This is a genomic window from Candidatus Borkfalkia ceftriaxoniphila, from assembly GCF_004134775.1.
GTDB classification, from domain to species: Bacteria; Bacillota; Clostridia; order Christensenellales; family Borkfalkiaceae; genus Borkfalkia; species Borkfalkia ceftriaxoniphila.
Genome location: NZ_SDOZ01000002.1, coordinates 1,909,111 through 1,925,355, shown reverse-complemented (window position 1 = coordinate 1,925,355; position 16,245 = coordinate 1,909,111). Strand labels below are relative to the sequence as shown.

Below are 16,245 nucleotides of genomic sequence, written 5' to 3'. Positions count from 1 at the left end.
ATCGTACCCAAAATAAGGCAAAAAAAGCCCCGTATTCGGCTTTTCTCCCACAAGAAACCAACCAAATACAGGACTTTTTTCAATGAAATTGCACAAAACCGTGCAAAAAACAGGCATTGGCGCAGAGAAAGGGATTTGAACCCTTGTTACCCGTGGGGTAAACACGATTTCGAGTCGTGCGCGTTCGACCGCTCCGCCATCTCTGCGTTACTTTTGATATTTTACCACTTTATTCTTGCTTTGTCAATCTTTCGGGCAGATATTTTATCAAGAATACGGCCAAAACGCCGATGACGATCCCCGCGCAGACGCTGAAAATACAGACGGCGGGAAGTTGTATAAACAGCGACGGCGCATCCATCAGCCAGACGCCGACCGCCGTACGCGCAACGTTGCTCAGGACCGCGCCTGCGACGCTGATTGCGACAAGGCTGACTTTCGGAAAGACAAATCGATACAAGAGCACCATGACCGCGTACGCCGCCAAACTGCCCGCGAGATTGAACGCGAGCGCGAACAAGGAACCGAACAGCGCGCCCAGAAGATTTTTCGCCAGCACAAACAAAAAAGCATCCCTTGCGCCGAACAGGACGATAACCAAAAGGACGATGCTGTTCGCCAGTCCGATCTTCACATAGGGCGCCATCGGCAGCAACGGGGGGATCAGGCTTTCCACCAGAAACAATACGAGCGCCGCGGCGAGCAGAACCGCAAGCGCGGCGAGCCGCCTTGCCGTGCGCCTCACAGATCCGTCTCCCAATCGTCGGAGACGATCCTGAGCGTCATGCGGTGCGGCAGGCAGACTCCGTTGCCGAAACAAACTTTGTCCGCACAGTCGGACGCGACGACAGACGCTTTGCCGTCCTTGACCTCTATGACATTATAATCGGAAAGCCCGTCCGCGTCTCCGCCCGCAATCACTTTGCCTTTTCCTCCGTCGATATAAAACACATACAGCGCGTCCTTTTCCAATCCCGCCATAAAGATGACTTCGCCGCGATAGGAAATTTCCAGCCGCGTCCCCTCCTCTTTCCTGCCCGAAAAGGAAAAAAAAGTAAACAGCAGAACAAGCGCGAGCAGAACCGCGTACACGGCGAGATCGCCGAACGCAAAAAATGAATTGTGCCTGCCGCGGCAGATTTTAAGAGGTTCACTCATGTCCGCTCACACTTCGAAATGTATTCCTTTTCTTTTTCGCAGGGTATTACCCGATCGGTCGCTTCGGAAACGGCGCCGCGCGTAAAGACGTCGGTATAGGATTCGGAAACTTCGCTCATATTCAGAACGGAAAGATCCCCGATGGTATAAAACTGAAAATCCGAACAGATGACGACGGCGGAAACGCCTAAAGATTCGGATAACCGCCCGTAAAAGTTGAGCGAATCGGTCAGATCCATGCAAAATCCCGCCGTGGACAGCGCGTCCGCCAGCGCGCCGCAATCGGGGACTGTATTCGGGACGACGACCGTAATGCTGATGATCCCGCGATCCGCGGGCCGCCCCGTTTCGGGATCGAGAATATGGCAGTATATCTTGCCGCCGTAGGAGTAAAAGCGGTACATATCCGAACTGGTCGTGATCGCCGCGGAAGACACTTCGGGCAGCATCATGCACTGCATATAGGGCGTAACGCGGGCGCGGGGGTTGTCCACGCTCACTTTCCACGGTCTCGTGCTCTGCGCGCTCTCGTGATAATTCCCGAGCAAAATCGTGTTGGACATGACGGAAACCGAGCCTTCCACCTTTTTCCCTCGGAAACGCTCTTCCAGAAGCGCGCGCAGACAGTCGCTCATGTATCCTTTGGCAATGCCGCCCAGATCGAGTTTGAGCGCAGCGTTCTTTTTCTGCACCCGCTGCCCGTCCAACAATTCCAGATCGGAAAAATCGCTGCCTGCAAGCGCGATTTCGATCTGCATGAGAGAAGGCTCGGAGCGCGAAACATTGTATTTCCCTTCGCAGTCGGGCGAAAAGCCCCAGATCTCGGAAAGATTATAGAGCGCGGGAGAAAATTTCCCCGCCGTGAGCGAGTGCAGTTCGCCGCAAAGTTCGAGCATCCGATAGGTATGCTCCCCCACGGCGACAGGCTCGTACGCCCCTGCCGCGTTGATTTCGGAGAGATCGCTGTCGGGAAATTCGACGCTGATCTCGCGCTCGATCGAGCGGATCAGTTCGCCCGCAACGGCGTTTAGCGCGCGGTATTCGGCATCGGAAATCTTCTTCCCATCGATATACAGTTGCGCGGCGTTTATCTCATACTCCACAAAATACCCCTTTTGCCCGCTGTCGGCGCTTTGACAGGCGGTAAAGGAGAAAAAAACGAGCATGAGCGCCGCCGCGAGCGCAAAAAGGCGAATTTTTCTTGTTTTCAAAAGTTTCCTCTTAAAAAGCGCAAGGCTTTCGCCTTGCGCCGCAATTTATGATTCAGCGGGATTCCCCGTGGAAGATCACGCCGAGCGTTCCGGGGCCGCAGTGAGAGGCGATGACGGGACCGACGATCTGATAATCGATTTGAATATTTTCTCCGAATTCCGCTTTGAGCGCGTCCACGAACGCGTCGCCCGTGTCCTTGCAGTCCGCCTGCAAAACTTCGACGCGGTAATTCTGCACGTCGCACTTTTTATGGCGCATGATGCGGATAAATTCGCTGAATACGCGCTTGGCACCTTTGACTTTGCCCACGCTCTTCAAACTGCCGTCGGGCATGATGGAGATGATGGGTTTAATATTTAAGAGAGAGCCGAACGCCGCGGTGAGCGCGGAAATACGTCCGCCGCGTTTCAGATAGACCAGATCGTCGACGATGAAATAGACGACGGTATGCGCCGAAATATCCGCAAGGTAGGCTTCCAACTCGTCCATCGTGGCGCCTTCCTTATATTTCTTTGCGGCATAATAGACCTGAAATCCCGCGCCGAGACTGATGCTCTTGGTATCGAACGTGCGCACGGTGCGCTCGGGATAGCGTTCTTTCAAGGTTGCGATCGCGCGGTCCATACTCTCGAAAGTAGCGGAAAGTTTGTGTGAAAAAGTGATGTAAAAAATATCGTCCCCTGCTTTTAAGATCGGCTCGAAATAGTCTATATAATCCTGCTCGTTGATGGCGGACGTCGTGGGAACGGCGCCCTCGCGCATTCTTTTATAAAAATGATCGAAATCCGTCGCTTCGCCCATGTCGTAAAAATATTCTTGCCCGTCGAGCACGTACGGCATGCGGATGACGTTGAGCCCGAGTTCTTTTATCGTAGTATGCCACAATTCGCAGTTGGAATCGCAAAATAATTGATACATTGATTTTACTCCGTTCTTTGGTTTGTTTCCTTCATTATACAACACAATCGCCCGATGTGCAAATGATTTTTCTTAAAAATTAAAATCGGGGTACAATTTTCAGAATTTTTTGACCGCTACGCCGCTTTTGCCCTCTTTTTCCAATCCGTGGCAGTTGACGATGACGCCCGTCACGAAACAGATCATCAGAATGTATACCCAAAGCAAAAACACGATGAGCAATGTGATGGCGCCGTACAGTTTTTCCATGGAACTTAAACTCAGATACAGGGAAAACCCGAAGGAGGCGACGCCGCCCATCAGTACGGTGAGAAGGCTGCCCCACACCACGTTTTTCAGATTGACGCGGTACGGGCACACGTGCAGATTGAGGATGAGAACGAGCAGGAACGCCAGCCCCGCCAAAATGATATAGACGGCGATCTGCGCGAACACGGTATGAAAGAGGCGGCGGATAAACCCGCCGAGAAAGAGGAACACGCCCACTTCGGCAAACAGTAAAAGCATGATAACGAACAGAAGAATGAGCGCGCTGATGCGAAGGAGAATACCGCTCTTGCGGCGGCGATAATCGTAAATGATCTCCCCGCTGCGGCGCATATGGTAAAAAAGCGTGGTGGAAGAATAGAGCGTCGTCAGAGCGAGAATGACGGACGCGCCCGCGGTGGCGCTCTGCGCTGCTTCGAGAAAATAGGAAAGCACGTCGCGGATCCCCGCGAAGATAGACAGCGAAAAAATCTGGTCGTAATCCAGATTCAGATTGCCGAACAGCAGCGTGAGCCAGAAGATAAAGGGAACGATGGACAGAATAAGAAAAAACGCCAGCGTGCCCGCGATCGTAGTATATTTTTTTGAGGAAAGATACGCCAGCGTATTCTTTGCCTTATTGTAGACTTTTCGCACGAAACCCATACTCTTATTGTATGCAGTTTTTTGCGGGAAAATAAATATTCGGGCAAATTAAAAAAGGCGACTGTACGTCGCCTTCGTATTCGAGGATCTGATATTGCGCGTCATCCCGCCGACGCTCCCCTTCCAGATATAAAAGCAACAGGAAGATAGACGCAATCGCAACGAACAGGAGAAAGACGACGATCATTTTCAAGTAGAATTTTTTCATATGTAGCCCTACCTTTTACTCCATAATATGCGATCCGCGCCCCGCGCGTGAAGACCCCGAAGGATTCTTCCTTCGGGGTCTTTCTCAAAATTTATTTATGCTTTTTGGGAATGATCAGTCCGACGTCGCCGCTTTCGCGCAGATACACCACGCGCACTTCGTTGGTTTCGGCGTCCTGAAAGATATGGAACGAGTGCCCCAAAAGATCGAGTTGGGTGATCGCCTCGTCGACGTTCATGGGCGTAAGTTCGAACGTCTTGGTCTTTACCAGTTTGCTTTCGGGCACGGCCGCATCCTGGAAAAAGATCTGCTTGTCGAAAAAGGCGTCCTTTTTGAGTTTGGAAGAAATCTTGCTCTTCTGTTTATAGATCTGCCTTTCTATTTTGGGGAGAACGGCGTCGATATCGTCGTAGAAATTATCGCCCGAAACTTCCGCGCGCACGAGGCTCCCTTTATATTGAATGGAAACTTCCATCTTGCTCAGTTTGCCCTCTTCTTTGAGCGCTACTTTACAAACCGCGTCCGACTCGAAATATTTATCGAGTTTGGAAATCTTTTTTTCCACCAGATCTTTGAGTTTGTCGCCGACGGTAAAACTTTTTGCCGTAATTTCGATGCGCATAGTGATTCCTCCTTACGCTTGTTTATTTCACGGGCTGAAACACGAACGCGCCGTCCTTTACGTCTACGTTCACTTTCTGCCCCGTGGATACCTTGTTCAATAAGATCTCTTCGCTCAGCGCGTCCTCGATGCGCCGCTGTATAACGCGTTTTAACGGACGAGCGCCGTACACTTCGTCGTAGCCCTCGTCTAAAAGTTTCTGTTTGGCGGCGTCGCTGACGTTCAGTTCGATGTCGCGGTTTTTGAGGCGCTTTGACAGCGTTTCCAAAAACAGGTCGCACACCTTTGCGCCGTCTTCGCGCGTCAGTTTATGGAAAATAATGATCTCGTCCACGCGGTTTAAAAATTCGGGTTTGAACTGCGCTTTCAGTTCCTCGGTGATATTGTCCTTCATCTTGTCGTACTCGGCGTCTTCCGCGGGGGTATTGAACCCGAGGCGGGAAATGCTCTTCACCTTGCCCGCGCCCACGTTCGAGGTCATGATCACGACCGTATTTTTAAAACTGATCACGCGCCCCTTGCTATCGGTCAGACGGCCGTCGTCGAGGATCTGCAACAGGATATTGAATACGTCGGGATGCGCCTTCTCGATCTCGTCGAAGAGCACCACGCTGTACGGTTTGCGGCGTATCTTTTCGGTGAGTTGGCCGCCCGATTCGTCAAATCCCACGTATCCGGGGGGCGCGCCGATGATCTTGCTCACGGCGTGCTTTTCCATGAATTCGCTCATATCCAGGCGGATCATCAGTTTATCGTCGCCGAACATCGCCTGCGCGAGCGCCTTTGAAAGTTCGGTCTTGCCCACGCCCGTGGGCCCCACGAAAATGAACGAGCCGATCGGTTTGTTGGGGTCTTTCAGCCCCGCGCGCGCGCGGCGGATGGCTTTCGCCACGGCGGAAACCGCCTCGTCCTGCCCGATGACGCGCTTATGCAATTCTTCTTCAAGGTGCAGAAGTTTTTCGCTTTCCTCCTGCGTGAGTTTCAAAACGGGGATCCCCGTCCAACTGCTCACGATCTTTGCGACCTCGTCCGAGCCGATAGACGCCATATTTTCGTTGGGGCGGCTCTTCCAGTCGGCCTGTATCTTGTCGATCTCGGCGCGGATCGCTTTGATCTGATCCATGATCTCCTGCGCCTTGCCGTATTCGTCGCGCCGCACCGCCTTGTTCTTTTCGGCGTTCAGACGCTCGATCTCCGCCTCTTTTTCCTTGACTCCCTTCGGTCCGTTGTAACTGTCCAGCCGCGCGCGGGACGCCGCCTCGTCGATGAGGTCGATCGCCTTGTCGGGAAGGAAACGGTCTGTGATATAGCGGTCGGAAAGGCTCGCCGCAGCCACGATCGCCTCGTCGGTGATGGTCACTTTATGGTGCGCCTCGTACTTATCTCGCAGCCCGCGCAGAATTTCGATGGTTTCGGGCACGCTGGGCTGCTCCACGTTGACGGGCGTAAAGCGGCGTTCCAGGGCGGGATCCTTTTCGATATATTTTCTGTATTCGTCGATGGTGGTCGCGCCGATGGTCTGCAACTCCCCGCGTGCCAGCATGGGCTTTAAAATGTTCGCCGCGTCCATGCTGTTGTCCGCGCTCGCGCCCGCGCCCACGATGTTGTGAATTTCGTCGATGAATAAAATGACGTTGCCGCTCTTTTGCACCTGTTCGATGGTTTCTTTGAGCCGCTCTTCGAAATCGCCGCGGTATTTCGCGCCTGCCAGCATGCCGGGAAGGTCGAGCGCGTACACGATCTTGTCGCGCAAAAGATCGGGCACGTCGCCGTGAACGATCGCCTGCGCAAGCCCCTCCACGACTGCGCTCTTGCCCACGCCGGGTTCGCCGATCAGCACGGGATTGTTTTTGGTGCGGCGGGATAAGACCTGAATGATCTTATCGATCTCCTTTTTGCGCCCGATGACGGGGTCTATTTTCCCCTCGCGAGCCTTCTGCGTGAGGTCGGTCCCGAATTTGAAATTAGCGAGCGGGCCCTTTTCCGCACGCGCGCCGTTTTGCGCTGCGGCAGGATTGGCGGCGTACGGCTCCGCCGAAAAACGGATAAAGGTCGGCGCACTGTACTCGTCGCGCACGTCTGTATCCTCTTCGGAAAAGCCCATTTCCTTGTCGAGCGCGGAAACGAGCCCGGAAATATCCGCGCCGAGCATTTTTAAAATGCGGAAGGCGATGGAATCTTCGTCGTCGAGAATGGCGAGAAGCATATGTTCGGTGCCGACCATGGCGCCCGCGCCGTCGCAGAGGGCGAACTCGCACGCGCGCTCGAACATATTTTTGGTGCGCGGCGTAAAGCCGGCGACTTTGGTGTTCTTGTCGAGGCTGCGCACGAATACGGCGCGGTACGCCCCTTCGTTGACGCCCGCCGCCTTTAAAAGTTTACAGGCGCGGCACTCAGGCACGTTTAAAATGCCGAACAGGATATGTTCGCTCCCGATATAACTGCTCCCGAAATGCTTGGCAGCATCCGAGGAAACTTTGATCGCCTTTTGCAAATTGATGGTGAATTTATCGAAATAACTCATAAAAGAAGCCTCCGTTATCCTTATTTTGCCGCTTCAAGGAGTGCGGACGTACATTTAGCCGCGCGGCAGACGTTCTGTTCCAGTTCGCTCACTTCGCGGTCGCTGAATAAATTGATATTGGCGGGGCGCACGGCGACGATCAGGTCGTCGATCTTGGATATATCGCCGATGGGCACATAGCCCAGCGCCGCGCCCAGTTTTACGTTGGAGATCAACTGCAGGAATTCCTTAAAAGAAACTTTTTCGCAGTTGGTGAGAATGCCGAACGAGCGGCGGCAGTCGTCCTTGACGCCGATGAGATCGTTTTTGACGAGTTGTTCCCTCGCGCGGGCTTCCAGCCCGACGACTTCCAATACGGCGTTTTCCACTTCGGAAAGTATGGTTTCCTCCTCCACGCCCAAAGTCACTTCGTTGCTGATCTGATACATATACCCTTCCGCAACGCTCCCCTCTCCGTACACGCCGCGCACCGTGAGCCCCAGGCGGGAAATGTGGTGAATGAGATTGTTCATCTTATTGAGGCGCGTGAGTCCCGGCAGAAAGAGCATGACCGAGGCGCGTAAGCCCGTGCCCAGATTGGTGGGACAGGCGGTCAGATAGCCCAACTGTTTGTCGTACGCAAAGCGTATGGATTTGGACAGCATATCGTCCATTGCGGAAATTTTTTCGTAGGCGCGGTTCAGACGAAAGCCGCGCAAAAGATACTGTTCGCGCAGGTGGTCCTCCTCGTTGATCATGATGGAGAACTTCTCTTCCTCGTCGATGAGCGCCGCGCCGTATTTTTTGTTGGCAATGAGGTCCGCGCTGATGAGATGATCTTCCATCAGACAGCGCGCCACGATATCGGAAACTGCATCCATAAAATAGAGATTGAACACGCCCACGCGGCTCGCCTCGGTATTGACGAGTCGGATGATCTCTTTCGCCTGTTCGGTATTTTTCAGTTTCGAGGGAAAAGGATAGCCCGCGATATTGCGCGCGAGACGCACGCGGGTGGAAACGATGGTGCTTTCCAGATCTCGGTTGTTAATCATCGCTCCCTCCGAAATCGCCTCTGTATATTATTTTGTTGATGGCGCGGATATCTTTGTTGATGCGGTCGGCGTCCTTCATCCGCTTTTCTTTGAGCGCGCGTTCCAGTTCCGCGCGCAGCAGGCGCTGTTCTTCCAGAAGTTCGTAATAGGTGCTCTCGCCCGAGGGGTGCTTGCCCTTATGCGTCGTCTTGCCGTGGATCTTGCGGATGGCGGGCATCAGTTCCTCGCGGAACGCCTCGTAACACTTTTCACAGCCTAAAATGCCCGTTTTGGAATATTCCGCGAGCGTCGTGCCGCAATTTTCGCAGCAGCGGCTTTCCTCGGAAATATCCTTCGTGAAAAAGGAGGCGAAAAGGTCGGGCCCGAACACGGGATCCTCTTGCGCCCGCGCATAGCATTCCTCGCAGAGGAACATTTCTTCCACGCCCGCCTCGGTATCTTTTTTGATGCAGTGCGCCGCCTGCCTTTGTTTGCATTGATTACAGAGCATCAGTCTTGTCTCTCCTGTATGAGTTCGAGAATGATATTTTTGAGGATCTGCGCCCGCAGGCGGTCTTTGATGACGATGGGCGAAGACAGGGAACTGTCGGACATCGCCAGGTTTAAAAGCGCGCTTTCGCGCCGCGTGACGACGTTTCGCTCGGCGAGTGTTTCCAGAATGCTCTGCGCCCTGCGGCAGGAGATCTCTTCCCCGATCTCGCGGCACAATATTTCGTTTAAATAACCGTCCTTGCTGACGTCGATCTTGCGTATTTCGATGTATCCGCCCCCGCCGCGGCGGCTCGCGGTGAGATAGCCCCTGTCGGCGGTAAAGCGGGTGGTGAGCACGTAATTGATCTGGCTGGGCGCGCAGTCGAAATGCTGCGCCAGATTGTTGCGCGAAATGAGCACAACGCCGTCTTCGGAAAACGCGTCGAGCAAAAATTGTTCTATCGCGTCGCAGATATTCATATGCCGCCCTCCTTTATAGACTTTCTTTGACCTTTGACTATATTATAGCACCGAGCCGCCCTTCTGTAAACGATTTTCGGAAAATTTGTGATAAAATTTTTAAAGCCGCCGCGAAAACACTTTCGCGGCGGCGGAATTTTGTTCAATCCATAAAAAAATCGCAGCGCTTCAACTCTTCGCGCACCTTTTCCACGGCGCGCTTTTCGATACGCGATATGTACGAGCGGGAAATTTTCAAAAACTTGGCGACTTCGCGCTGCGGCAGCGGCGCGCCCCCTTTCAGCCCGTAGCGAAGACACAAAATGGTGTATTCGCGCTCGGTCAGGACCTGTTCCAACACTTTCATGAACTTTTCTTTGAGCAGTTTGGATTCCACCGTCTTGAAAACGCCCTCCTCCTTTTCGAAGAGAAGGTCCATCAGCGTCAGTTCGTTCCCGTCCTTATCCACGCCCACGGGATCGGAAAGCGATACGTTGTTCTTGTGCTTTTTGTTGCTGCGTATCAGCATAAGCATCTCGTTTTCGATGCAGCGGGCGGTATAGGTCGCAAGTTGGGTACCCCGCCCCGGCTCGTAGGTGTTGATCGCCTTGATGAGCCCGATGCTGCCCACGGAAATCAGATCGTCGGTTTCCGCCGCGCCGTTGTATTTTTTGACGATGTGCGCGACCAGGCGCATATTGTGACGCACGAGTGTATCCTTGGCATTTTTGTCGCCTTCGCGCGCGAGGCGCAGGTACTTCGCCTCGTCCTCGGGAGAGAGAGGTTTGGGAAAAGAACTTTTTCCGCCGATGGCGGAAGTGAAAAAGACCAACTTGCCTAAAACGGCATACAGAAATTCAAAAAACATACGTCACCTCATTGTAGGTTTAATGTATGTTTTTCTCTGCTTGTACTATTACGCCGCGGGCAATTTAGGACAGGCGGAGCCTGTTTTTTTTGCGATGGCGACGGAGCAGGAAGACTGCGGCACACGCGGTGAGTATCTCCGCCACGGGAAAGGAGAGCCAGACGCCCGTCATGTCAAAGAGCGCAGAGAGCGCGAAGGCGGCGGGAATGATGAATATAAAGCCGCGCATAAGCGAGATGGCAAAAGATTCGCGCGGCAGATCTATGCCGCCGAAGTACACCGCCGTTACGATATTGACGCCCGCGAATACAAAGCCCGCAAAATACAGATACAGTCCGTGGACGGCGATCTGCGTCAGTTGCGCGTCGTTGTCGCGGTTGAAGATATTCACGATGGGGTTTGCGAACAGCGCGCCGAAAAGATACGCCGAAAGCGCGAATCCCGCCGCCGTCAAGAGGGCGAGTTTCATCGCCTTGGCGGCGTTTTTCTCCTCTCCCTGCCCCAGATAGCGGCTGACCACGGGCTGCAAGCCCTGCGCGATGCCCGTAAATACGGACAGCACGACGAGCGAAATATTGGCGATCACGCCGTACGCCGCAACGCCGACGTCCCCGTTCAGTCTTAAAATAATCACGTTGAACACGAGAATGACCAGCCCCGAGGAAAGTTCCGTGATGAAAGACGACACGCCCAGCGAGCACATATCCCCCAAATGACGGAAAGACGGAAGCGCGCATACAAGGCGGAAAGTATTTTTTCGCTGCAAAAAATGCACGGACGAGAGCAGTACGCCGAGCATGGGTGCGAATCCCGTCGCGAGCGCCGCGCCGAACATCCCCATATTGCATGGAAACACGAACACGTAATCGAGCGCGATATTCAAAAAACTGCCGCTGAGCATGGAGATCATGGCGAGATTGGGATTTTTGTCGTTGCGGATAAAACACAGCATCACGTTATTGACCATGAACGCGGGCGAAAATTTGAGAAAAGTGCCCAGATAGTCGGCGGTCATGTCCAGAACTTCGCCGCGCGCGCCGAGCGCGTAGGAAATCGGACGTGCGAGAAACAGCCCGCACAGCAGGTATAAAACGCCGAACGCCAGCGCGAAACAGAGGGCGCTCGTAAATACGCGGTTTCCTTTTTCCGTTTCGCCCCGCCCTTGCAAGAGAGAAAAGCGGGTGGCGGCGCCCATGCCGATCATCAGCCCCGTACCGTGCAGGACGCTGTACGCGGGCAGCGCGAGATTGAGCGCGGTCAGTCCGTCCCGCCCCACGCCGCGCGCGATGAAAAAAGTATCCGCCAGGATATAGCAGGAAATGCCCACCATGCCCAGCACGCTGAAAAAAGTATACCTTAAGAACGTTTTGCCGACGCTTGCCGTTTGCACCCCTAACCTCCATAAAAAAAACGTCCGATCATCCCTCTCCTTCTTCGGCCTACGGAAAGGGCATCGAACGTGCAGCGGAAGGGAGATCCGGCGATCCCCGCCCGCTTTTGTTTTTTTATCATGTTACCATTTTTACGGAAATTTGGCAAGCGAATGCCGCCCGAAATTCACGCTTTTTTCAAATAGCGGAGCATCGCCTCGTACGTTTCGCCGCTGATCATATGCTCGAAACGGCAGGCGTCCGCCTCCGCGGTCTCCTCATTTACGCCCAGCGCGCATAGAAACGCCGCGATATTTTTGTGCTTTTCGTACACGGCTTGCGCGTATTCCCGTCCTTCGTCCGTAAGAACGATATGGTTGTTTTCCACTTCCACATAGCCTTTGGCGCGCAGGATCTTCATCGCCTTTGTAACGGCGGGCTTGGATACGCCCAGTTTGCGGGCGACGTCCACCGAATGCACTTCCCTTTCGGACGAGGCAAGTTGCAATACCGCTTCGAGATAGTCTTCTCCCGATTCGTTATCGATCATGCGTCCTTTCCCTCCTTCTTGCGTTTTTCTTCTTCTATCCAGGAAGCGAGGCAAGCCTCTTTATCTGCAGTCAGTTTTAAAAGTTCGGTAAGTTCCTCTATATTGTCCGCGCCCAACACTTCGATATATTTATCGAAATATGCGAGCAGAAAATCATACTTTTCGTCGAGGTAACTCTTTCCCGATTCCGTGAGCAGCACCGTCATCTTACGGCGGTCTTCCTCGGAAATATCCATCGTCACATAGCCCTTTTCGCGCAATGTGCGCAAAATGATGGCGGTGCGCGCGCGGCTGATACGCAGATTGTCGCTGATCATGGAAGGGATAATTGTCGTATCTCCGCTGACGTTTAAAAACCACAACGTGGCGAGTTCTCCCTCGATAAATTCGCGCAGGTGCGTGACGATATCCATTTTATTCATGCGCCAAAGTTGCTGGATCAGCGCGTCGCGCAATTTTTCATCTTCCATCAGACAGTTCCTCTCCTGTGTTTATTCGTTGGACTTTAAGGAATCCGCCATATTGATCTTATTGAGTTTGATCAGCATGAAAGCATAGACGATTCCCGCGAACAGTACCGTAAGTCCCAACGAATAAAAATAACTTCCGACGCCGATGACGCTCGCAAACATCATGGCGACGCCGTTGATACGCGTGACCAGAAACATATGCAGAAGTACGCCAAGTCCCAGGCCCAAAAGCGCGCCGATGACGGTCAGAACCGCGCTTTCGCGGTAAATATAACCTGCGACCTCCCGCTTGCGGTAGCCCAGAACGCGCAGCGTCGCGATCTCCCGCCGCCTTTCGTCGATATTTATATTCGTCAGATTGTAGAGCACGATCGCCGCCAGCGCTCCCGCGCAGACGACAAGGACCGCGATCACAAAGCCCATGGTCTGTTCCAATCCCTCGTAAGTCTTTCTGTTGTTAGCCGTGAAGGTGACCCCGTTTACCCCGCTGTCGGAAAGGAGCGTTTTCGCAAGGTCGTCGTAATCTTCGGGGGAGATCCCCGTCTTGACGAAGAGCGTGTTGTCTTTCTTTTCTCCGAACAGTTCGGCGTAATACGCGCTGTCGACGTACAGATAATTACCCATATAATTTTCCGCGATCGCCGTAACGGTCAAGGTTTCCTTCGTTCCGTCGGAACGCCTGTAAACAATGGAATCGCCGACGGCTACCCCATAGCCGTCCGCTATATTTTCCGAAATCGCCACCCCGTTTTTACTCAAATCTATTATAGCAGACTTTTTGGAATTACGCAAGGCTAAAAACGAGTTAAATTTTTGATCGTCCGCTTTTACGGCGTAAAGTTCTACCGATTCGGTGAATTTTTCCCCGTCTTTTTGCAGTTCCACGTGCCCGTCTTCACCGTACAGCGAAACGTAATCTTCGCAATCCGTTCCTTGGAGAAAAGATTCGAGCGCGCCTCCCTCGTCGATGGCGCTGTACTCCACGAGCGCCTCGTATTGAACGATCTCGTTGAACTGCGTGTCGATGGCAGCCGTTACCGAATCGTTCAGCCCGAACCCTACGAGCATGAGCGCGGTACAGCCCATGACCGAGAGAATTGTCATAAACATATTCCGTTTATAGCGGAATATATTGCGCAGCGTCGCTTTATACTTGAATTTCAAATGATTCCACACGAATCCGACGCGTTCGAGAACGATGCGTTTGCCCGCTTTGGGCGCCTTGGGCTGCATGAGTTGGGAAGGCTTTTCTTTGAGCGACGAGCGTGCCGCAAAGTAAGTGACCAGCATGGTGCCCGCCAGCGCCACGGCGAGCGTGATGACGGCGAACCAAGGGGAAAACGCGAGCGAGAGCGGCGGCAGATAGTACATGATCTTATATGCCTGCCAGAAGATGGTGGGCAAAAGGCTGAATCCGAACAGCACGCCGACCACGCAGCCCACGATGCTCGCGATACAGCAGTAGATCATATATTTAGACATGATGCGCCCGTTCGTGTAGCCGAGCGCCTTGAACGTGCCGATCTGCATGCGGTCCTCTTCGACCATGCGCGTCATGGACGTGAGCGCGACCAGCGCCGCGACCACGATAAAGAATACGGGAAAAATACCCGCGATGTCCGCTACTTTTTCCGCGTTCATTCCGAACCCGATATAACTTAAATTCGTGGTAACGATATCCAGCACGTACCATTCCGCGGCGGGCAGATCTCCCGCGAGCGAGGCGAATTTTTCCAGTTCGGCATTGAGCGCGACGCACTGCTTTGCGCCGAGTTCCTTGTAATCTTCGATGCGCCCCTTGACGAAATCTTCGAAAGCGGGCGTAAACGCCATCCGTTCGTCCGAACCTTTTAAAAGCACGGATATATCCGTGTACATGGAATGCCCTTCCTCTTCGTAAAACAGATTGTTATACAGGTATTTGAAGAGCATATTGTTCGTCAGGTCGAAAACGCTTTCCTGCGCGTAAAAGATCGTGCCGAGAACGCCCGTGCCGAGCGTGGTCACTTCCCGCGCGTCGAAATAATAATAATCGGGCGAGGAAACCACGCCGACGACTTCGAACGTCGATTCCGTAAGCACGGATTTGCTCAGAGGCACGTCGAAATCGAGCGTCGTATCGCCCGTCACCGTAATCACGTCGCCCACCTTCACGTCGAGAATATAATTCGTCTTTCGCTGAACGACGACTTCGTCCGGTTTTTCGGGGAAACGCCCTTCGACCAACGTCAGGCGGTTGACGCCGCCGTCGCCCTGCAACGCCGCGAAATCGACCGCGTTGACGCGCGCGATGGTTTCGACGTCCGCCTCCCCGCCGCGCGTGATCGTTACGGGCGCGTCTGCGGAAGTGTAGGCAAAAGCGCGCTCGGTGAGCGCTTTTCCGTTCTCGTCCTGTAAAGCGAGTACTTCGGCGACGTCGTCCTCGGAAAAAGCGTAGACCGATTTGAGTCCCAGATCGAACGCGGCGTTTTCCTCGTAATATTTGTCCATGGAATTTTTCATGTCGGGCGTGGCCTGCATCACGCCGATCATGAAACCGACGCCGAGCGCGATGATCGCCATGATGGCGATAAAACGCCCGAACCCCGACGTGAATTCCTTTGCGATTGTTTTGGTAAATCTTTTCATACTAACACCGCCCGTAAGGAATTATTTTTACCATTCGATGACATCCACGTCGGCGGGATGCGCATTGAGTTCTTCGCCGCTGACTTTGCCGTTTTTGACGTGAATGACGCGGTCGGCCATGCGGGTGATCGCCTGGTTGTGCGTAATGACGATGACCGTTTTATGATTTTCGCGGCAGATCTTTTGCAGAAGTTTGAGGATATTTTTTCCCGTTTCGTAGTCGAGCGCGCCCGTCGGCTCGTCGCAAAGTAAAAGTTTGGGATTTTTCGCAATGGCACGCGCGATGGAAACACGCTGCTGTTCGCCGCCCGAAAGTTGCGCGGGGAAATTGCTCATGCGCTCGGACAGCCCCACTTCTTCCAGCGTTTTTCTGGCGTCCAGCGGATTTTTGCAGATCTCCGAGGCGATCTCCACGTTTTCGAGCGCAGTCAGATTCTGTATCAGATTGTAAAACTGGAATACGAACCCGACGTCGTAGCGGCGATAGTCGGTGAGTTTCCGCTCGTTGAAGTCGCTGATCTTCACGCCGTCCACGAAAATCTCTCCGCCCGTGACCTGATCCATGCCGCCGAGCATATTCAGAACGGTCGTCTTGCCCGCGCCGCTCGGCCCCACCACCACGCAGAATTCGCCCTGCCCGATGCTGAAATTGACGTCGTCCGCCGCCTTGATCACGTTGCTGCCCATTATGTAGTGCTTGCTCACGTTTTTGAATTCCACAAAGTTCATATTGTTCCCTCCGAAGATGTTGTCACCCTATGTAACGTCCTTTTTGACAAAGTCAGCGCAGTCTGTTACAATATCACTAATTGTTTTTACTGCTAATCAATTTCATTTTTAT

Annotated in this window: 17 protein-coding genes and 1 tRNA gene; all 18 read right to left on the bottom strand. The window is 53.4% G+C overall.

Annotation, left to right across the window (positions count from 1 at the left end; all coding sequences use genetic code 11):
- Window positions 1-117: 117 nt before the first annotated feature.
- The 18 genes from ESZ91_RS08635 to ESZ91_RS08550 all read right to left on the bottom strand — a co-directional run bounded on the left by ESZ91_RS08635 (window position 118) and on the right by ESZ91_RS08550 (window position 16,133).
- A tRNA-Ser gene (locus ESZ91_RS08635) sits at window positions 118-206 on the bottom strand.
- A 23-nt stretch (window positions 207-229) separates the two neighbouring features.
- Window positions 230-745, bottom strand: a complete 516-nt coding sequence (locus ESZ91_RS08630) for a Gx transporter family protein (RefSeq protein WP_161971107.1) — start codon at window positions 743-745, stop codon at window positions 230-232.
- Entirely contained in the window at window positions 742-1,158 is a 417-nt protein-coding gene (locus ESZ91_RS08625; protein ID WP_129226210.1) for a NusG domain II-containing protein, read from the bottom strand. Before ESZ91_RS08625 ends, ESZ91_RS08630 begins: the two co-directional genes overlap by 4 nt.
- Window positions 1,155-2,369, bottom strand: a complete 1,215-nt coding sequence (locus ESZ91_RS08620) for an FAD:protein FMN transferase (protein ID WP_129226208.1) — start codon at window positions 2,367-2,369, stop codon at window positions 1,155-1,157. The genes ESZ91_RS08625 and ESZ91_RS08620 overlap by 4 nt, the downstream gene beginning before the upstream one ends.
- A gap of 52 nt (window positions 2,370-2,421) precedes the next feature.
- Window positions 2,422-3,288 carry a DegV family protein gene (locus tag ESZ91_RS08615; RefSeq protein ID WP_129226206.1) on the bottom strand — a complete coding sequence of 289 codons (867 nt, stop codon included), beginning with the start codon at window positions 3,286-3,288 and terminating at the stop codon, window positions 2,422-2,424.
- 99 nt (window positions 3,289-3,387) lie between these two features.
- On the bottom strand, window positions 3,388-4,191 hold the full coding sequence (locus tag ESZ91_RS08610; protein WP_161971106.1) for a YihY/virulence factor BrkB family protein: 804 nt from the start codon (window positions 4,189-4,191) through the stop codon (window positions 3,388-3,390).
- 13 nt (window positions 4,192-4,204) lie between these two features.
- Window positions 4,205-4,408: a hypothetical protein gene (locus tag ESZ91_RS08605; protein WP_129226202.1), complete on the bottom strand. Its 204-nt coding sequence runs from the start codon at window positions 4,406-4,408 to the stop codon at window positions 4,205-4,207.
- 91 nt (window positions 4,409-4,499) lie between these two features.
- Entirely contained in the window at window positions 4,500-5,030 is a 531-nt protein-coding gene (gene hpf / locus ESZ91_RS08600) for a ribosome hibernation-promoting factor, HPF/YfiA family (protein ID WP_129226200.1), read from the bottom strand.
- 22 nt (window positions 5,031-5,052) lie between these two features.
- Window positions 5,053-7,554, bottom strand: coding sequence for an ATP-dependent Clp protease ATP-binding subunit (locus ESZ91_RS08595; protein ID WP_129226198.1), 2,502 nt, complete (start codon window positions 7,552-7,554; stop codon window positions 5,053-5,055).
- A 20-nt stretch (window positions 7,555-7,574) separates the two neighbouring features.
- A complete protein-coding gene (locus ESZ91_RS08590) occupies window positions 7,575-8,588 on the bottom strand; it encodes an ATP--guanido phosphotransferase (RefSeq protein WP_129226196.1) in 1,014 nt (337 codons plus the stop codon).
- Window positions 8,581-9,078, bottom strand: coding sequence for a hypothetical protein (locus ESZ91_RS08585; protein WP_129226194.1), 498 nt, complete (start codon window positions 9,076-9,078; stop codon window positions 8,581-8,583). The genes ESZ91_RS08590 and ESZ91_RS08585 overlap by 8 nt, the downstream gene beginning before the upstream one ends.
- Window positions 9,078-9,539, bottom strand: a complete 462-nt coding sequence (locus ESZ91_RS08580; protein ID WP_129226192.1) for a CtsR family transcriptional regulator — start codon at window positions 9,537-9,539, stop codon at window positions 9,078-9,080. Before ESZ91_RS08580 ends, ESZ91_RS08585 begins: the two co-directional genes overlap by 1 nt.
- Before the next feature lie 142 nt (window positions 9,540-9,681).
- The gene (gene sigK / locus ESZ91_RS08575) at window positions 9,682-10,386 is read right to left on the bottom strand and encodes an RNA polymerase sporulation sigma factor SigK (protein ID WP_129226190.1); all 705 of its coding nucleotides are present in this window, start codon (window positions 10,384-10,386) and stop codon (window positions 9,682-9,684) included.
- Between the two features lie 64 nt (window positions 10,387-10,450).
- A complete protein-coding gene (locus ESZ91_RS08570) occupies window positions 10,451-11,776 on the bottom strand; it encodes an MATE family efflux transporter (protein WP_201270872.1) in 1,326 nt (441 codons plus the stop codon).
- A gap of 167 nt (window positions 11,777-11,943) precedes the next feature.
- Window positions 11,944-12,306 (bottom strand): metal-dependent transcriptional regulator, encoded by a 363-nt coding sequence (locus tag ESZ91_RS08565; protein ID WP_129226188.1) that lies wholly within the window; start codon window positions 12,304-12,306, stop codon window positions 11,944-11,946.
- The gene (locus ESZ91_RS08560; protein ID WP_129226186.1) at window positions 12,303-12,776 is read right to left on the bottom strand and encodes a MarR family winged helix-turn-helix transcriptional regulator; all 474 of its coding nucleotides are present in this window, start codon (window positions 12,774-12,776) and stop codon (window positions 12,303-12,305) included. The genes ESZ91_RS08565 and ESZ91_RS08560 overlap by 4 nt, the downstream gene beginning before the upstream one ends.
- Before the next feature lie 21 nt (window positions 12,777-12,797).
- Complete coding sequence (locus tag ESZ91_RS08555; RefSeq protein WP_129226184.1) at window positions 12,798-15,404, bottom strand: ABC transporter permease; 2,607 nt, start codon at window positions 15,402-15,404, stop codon at window positions 12,798-12,800.
- Window positions 15,405-15,431: 27 nt separating this feature from the next.
- Window positions 15,432-16,133, bottom strand: a complete 702-nt coding sequence (locus ESZ91_RS08550; RefSeq protein ID WP_129226182.1) for an ABC transporter ATP-binding protein — start codon at window positions 16,131-16,133, stop codon at window positions 15,432-15,434.
- Window positions 16,134-16,245: the final 112 nt, after the last annotated feature.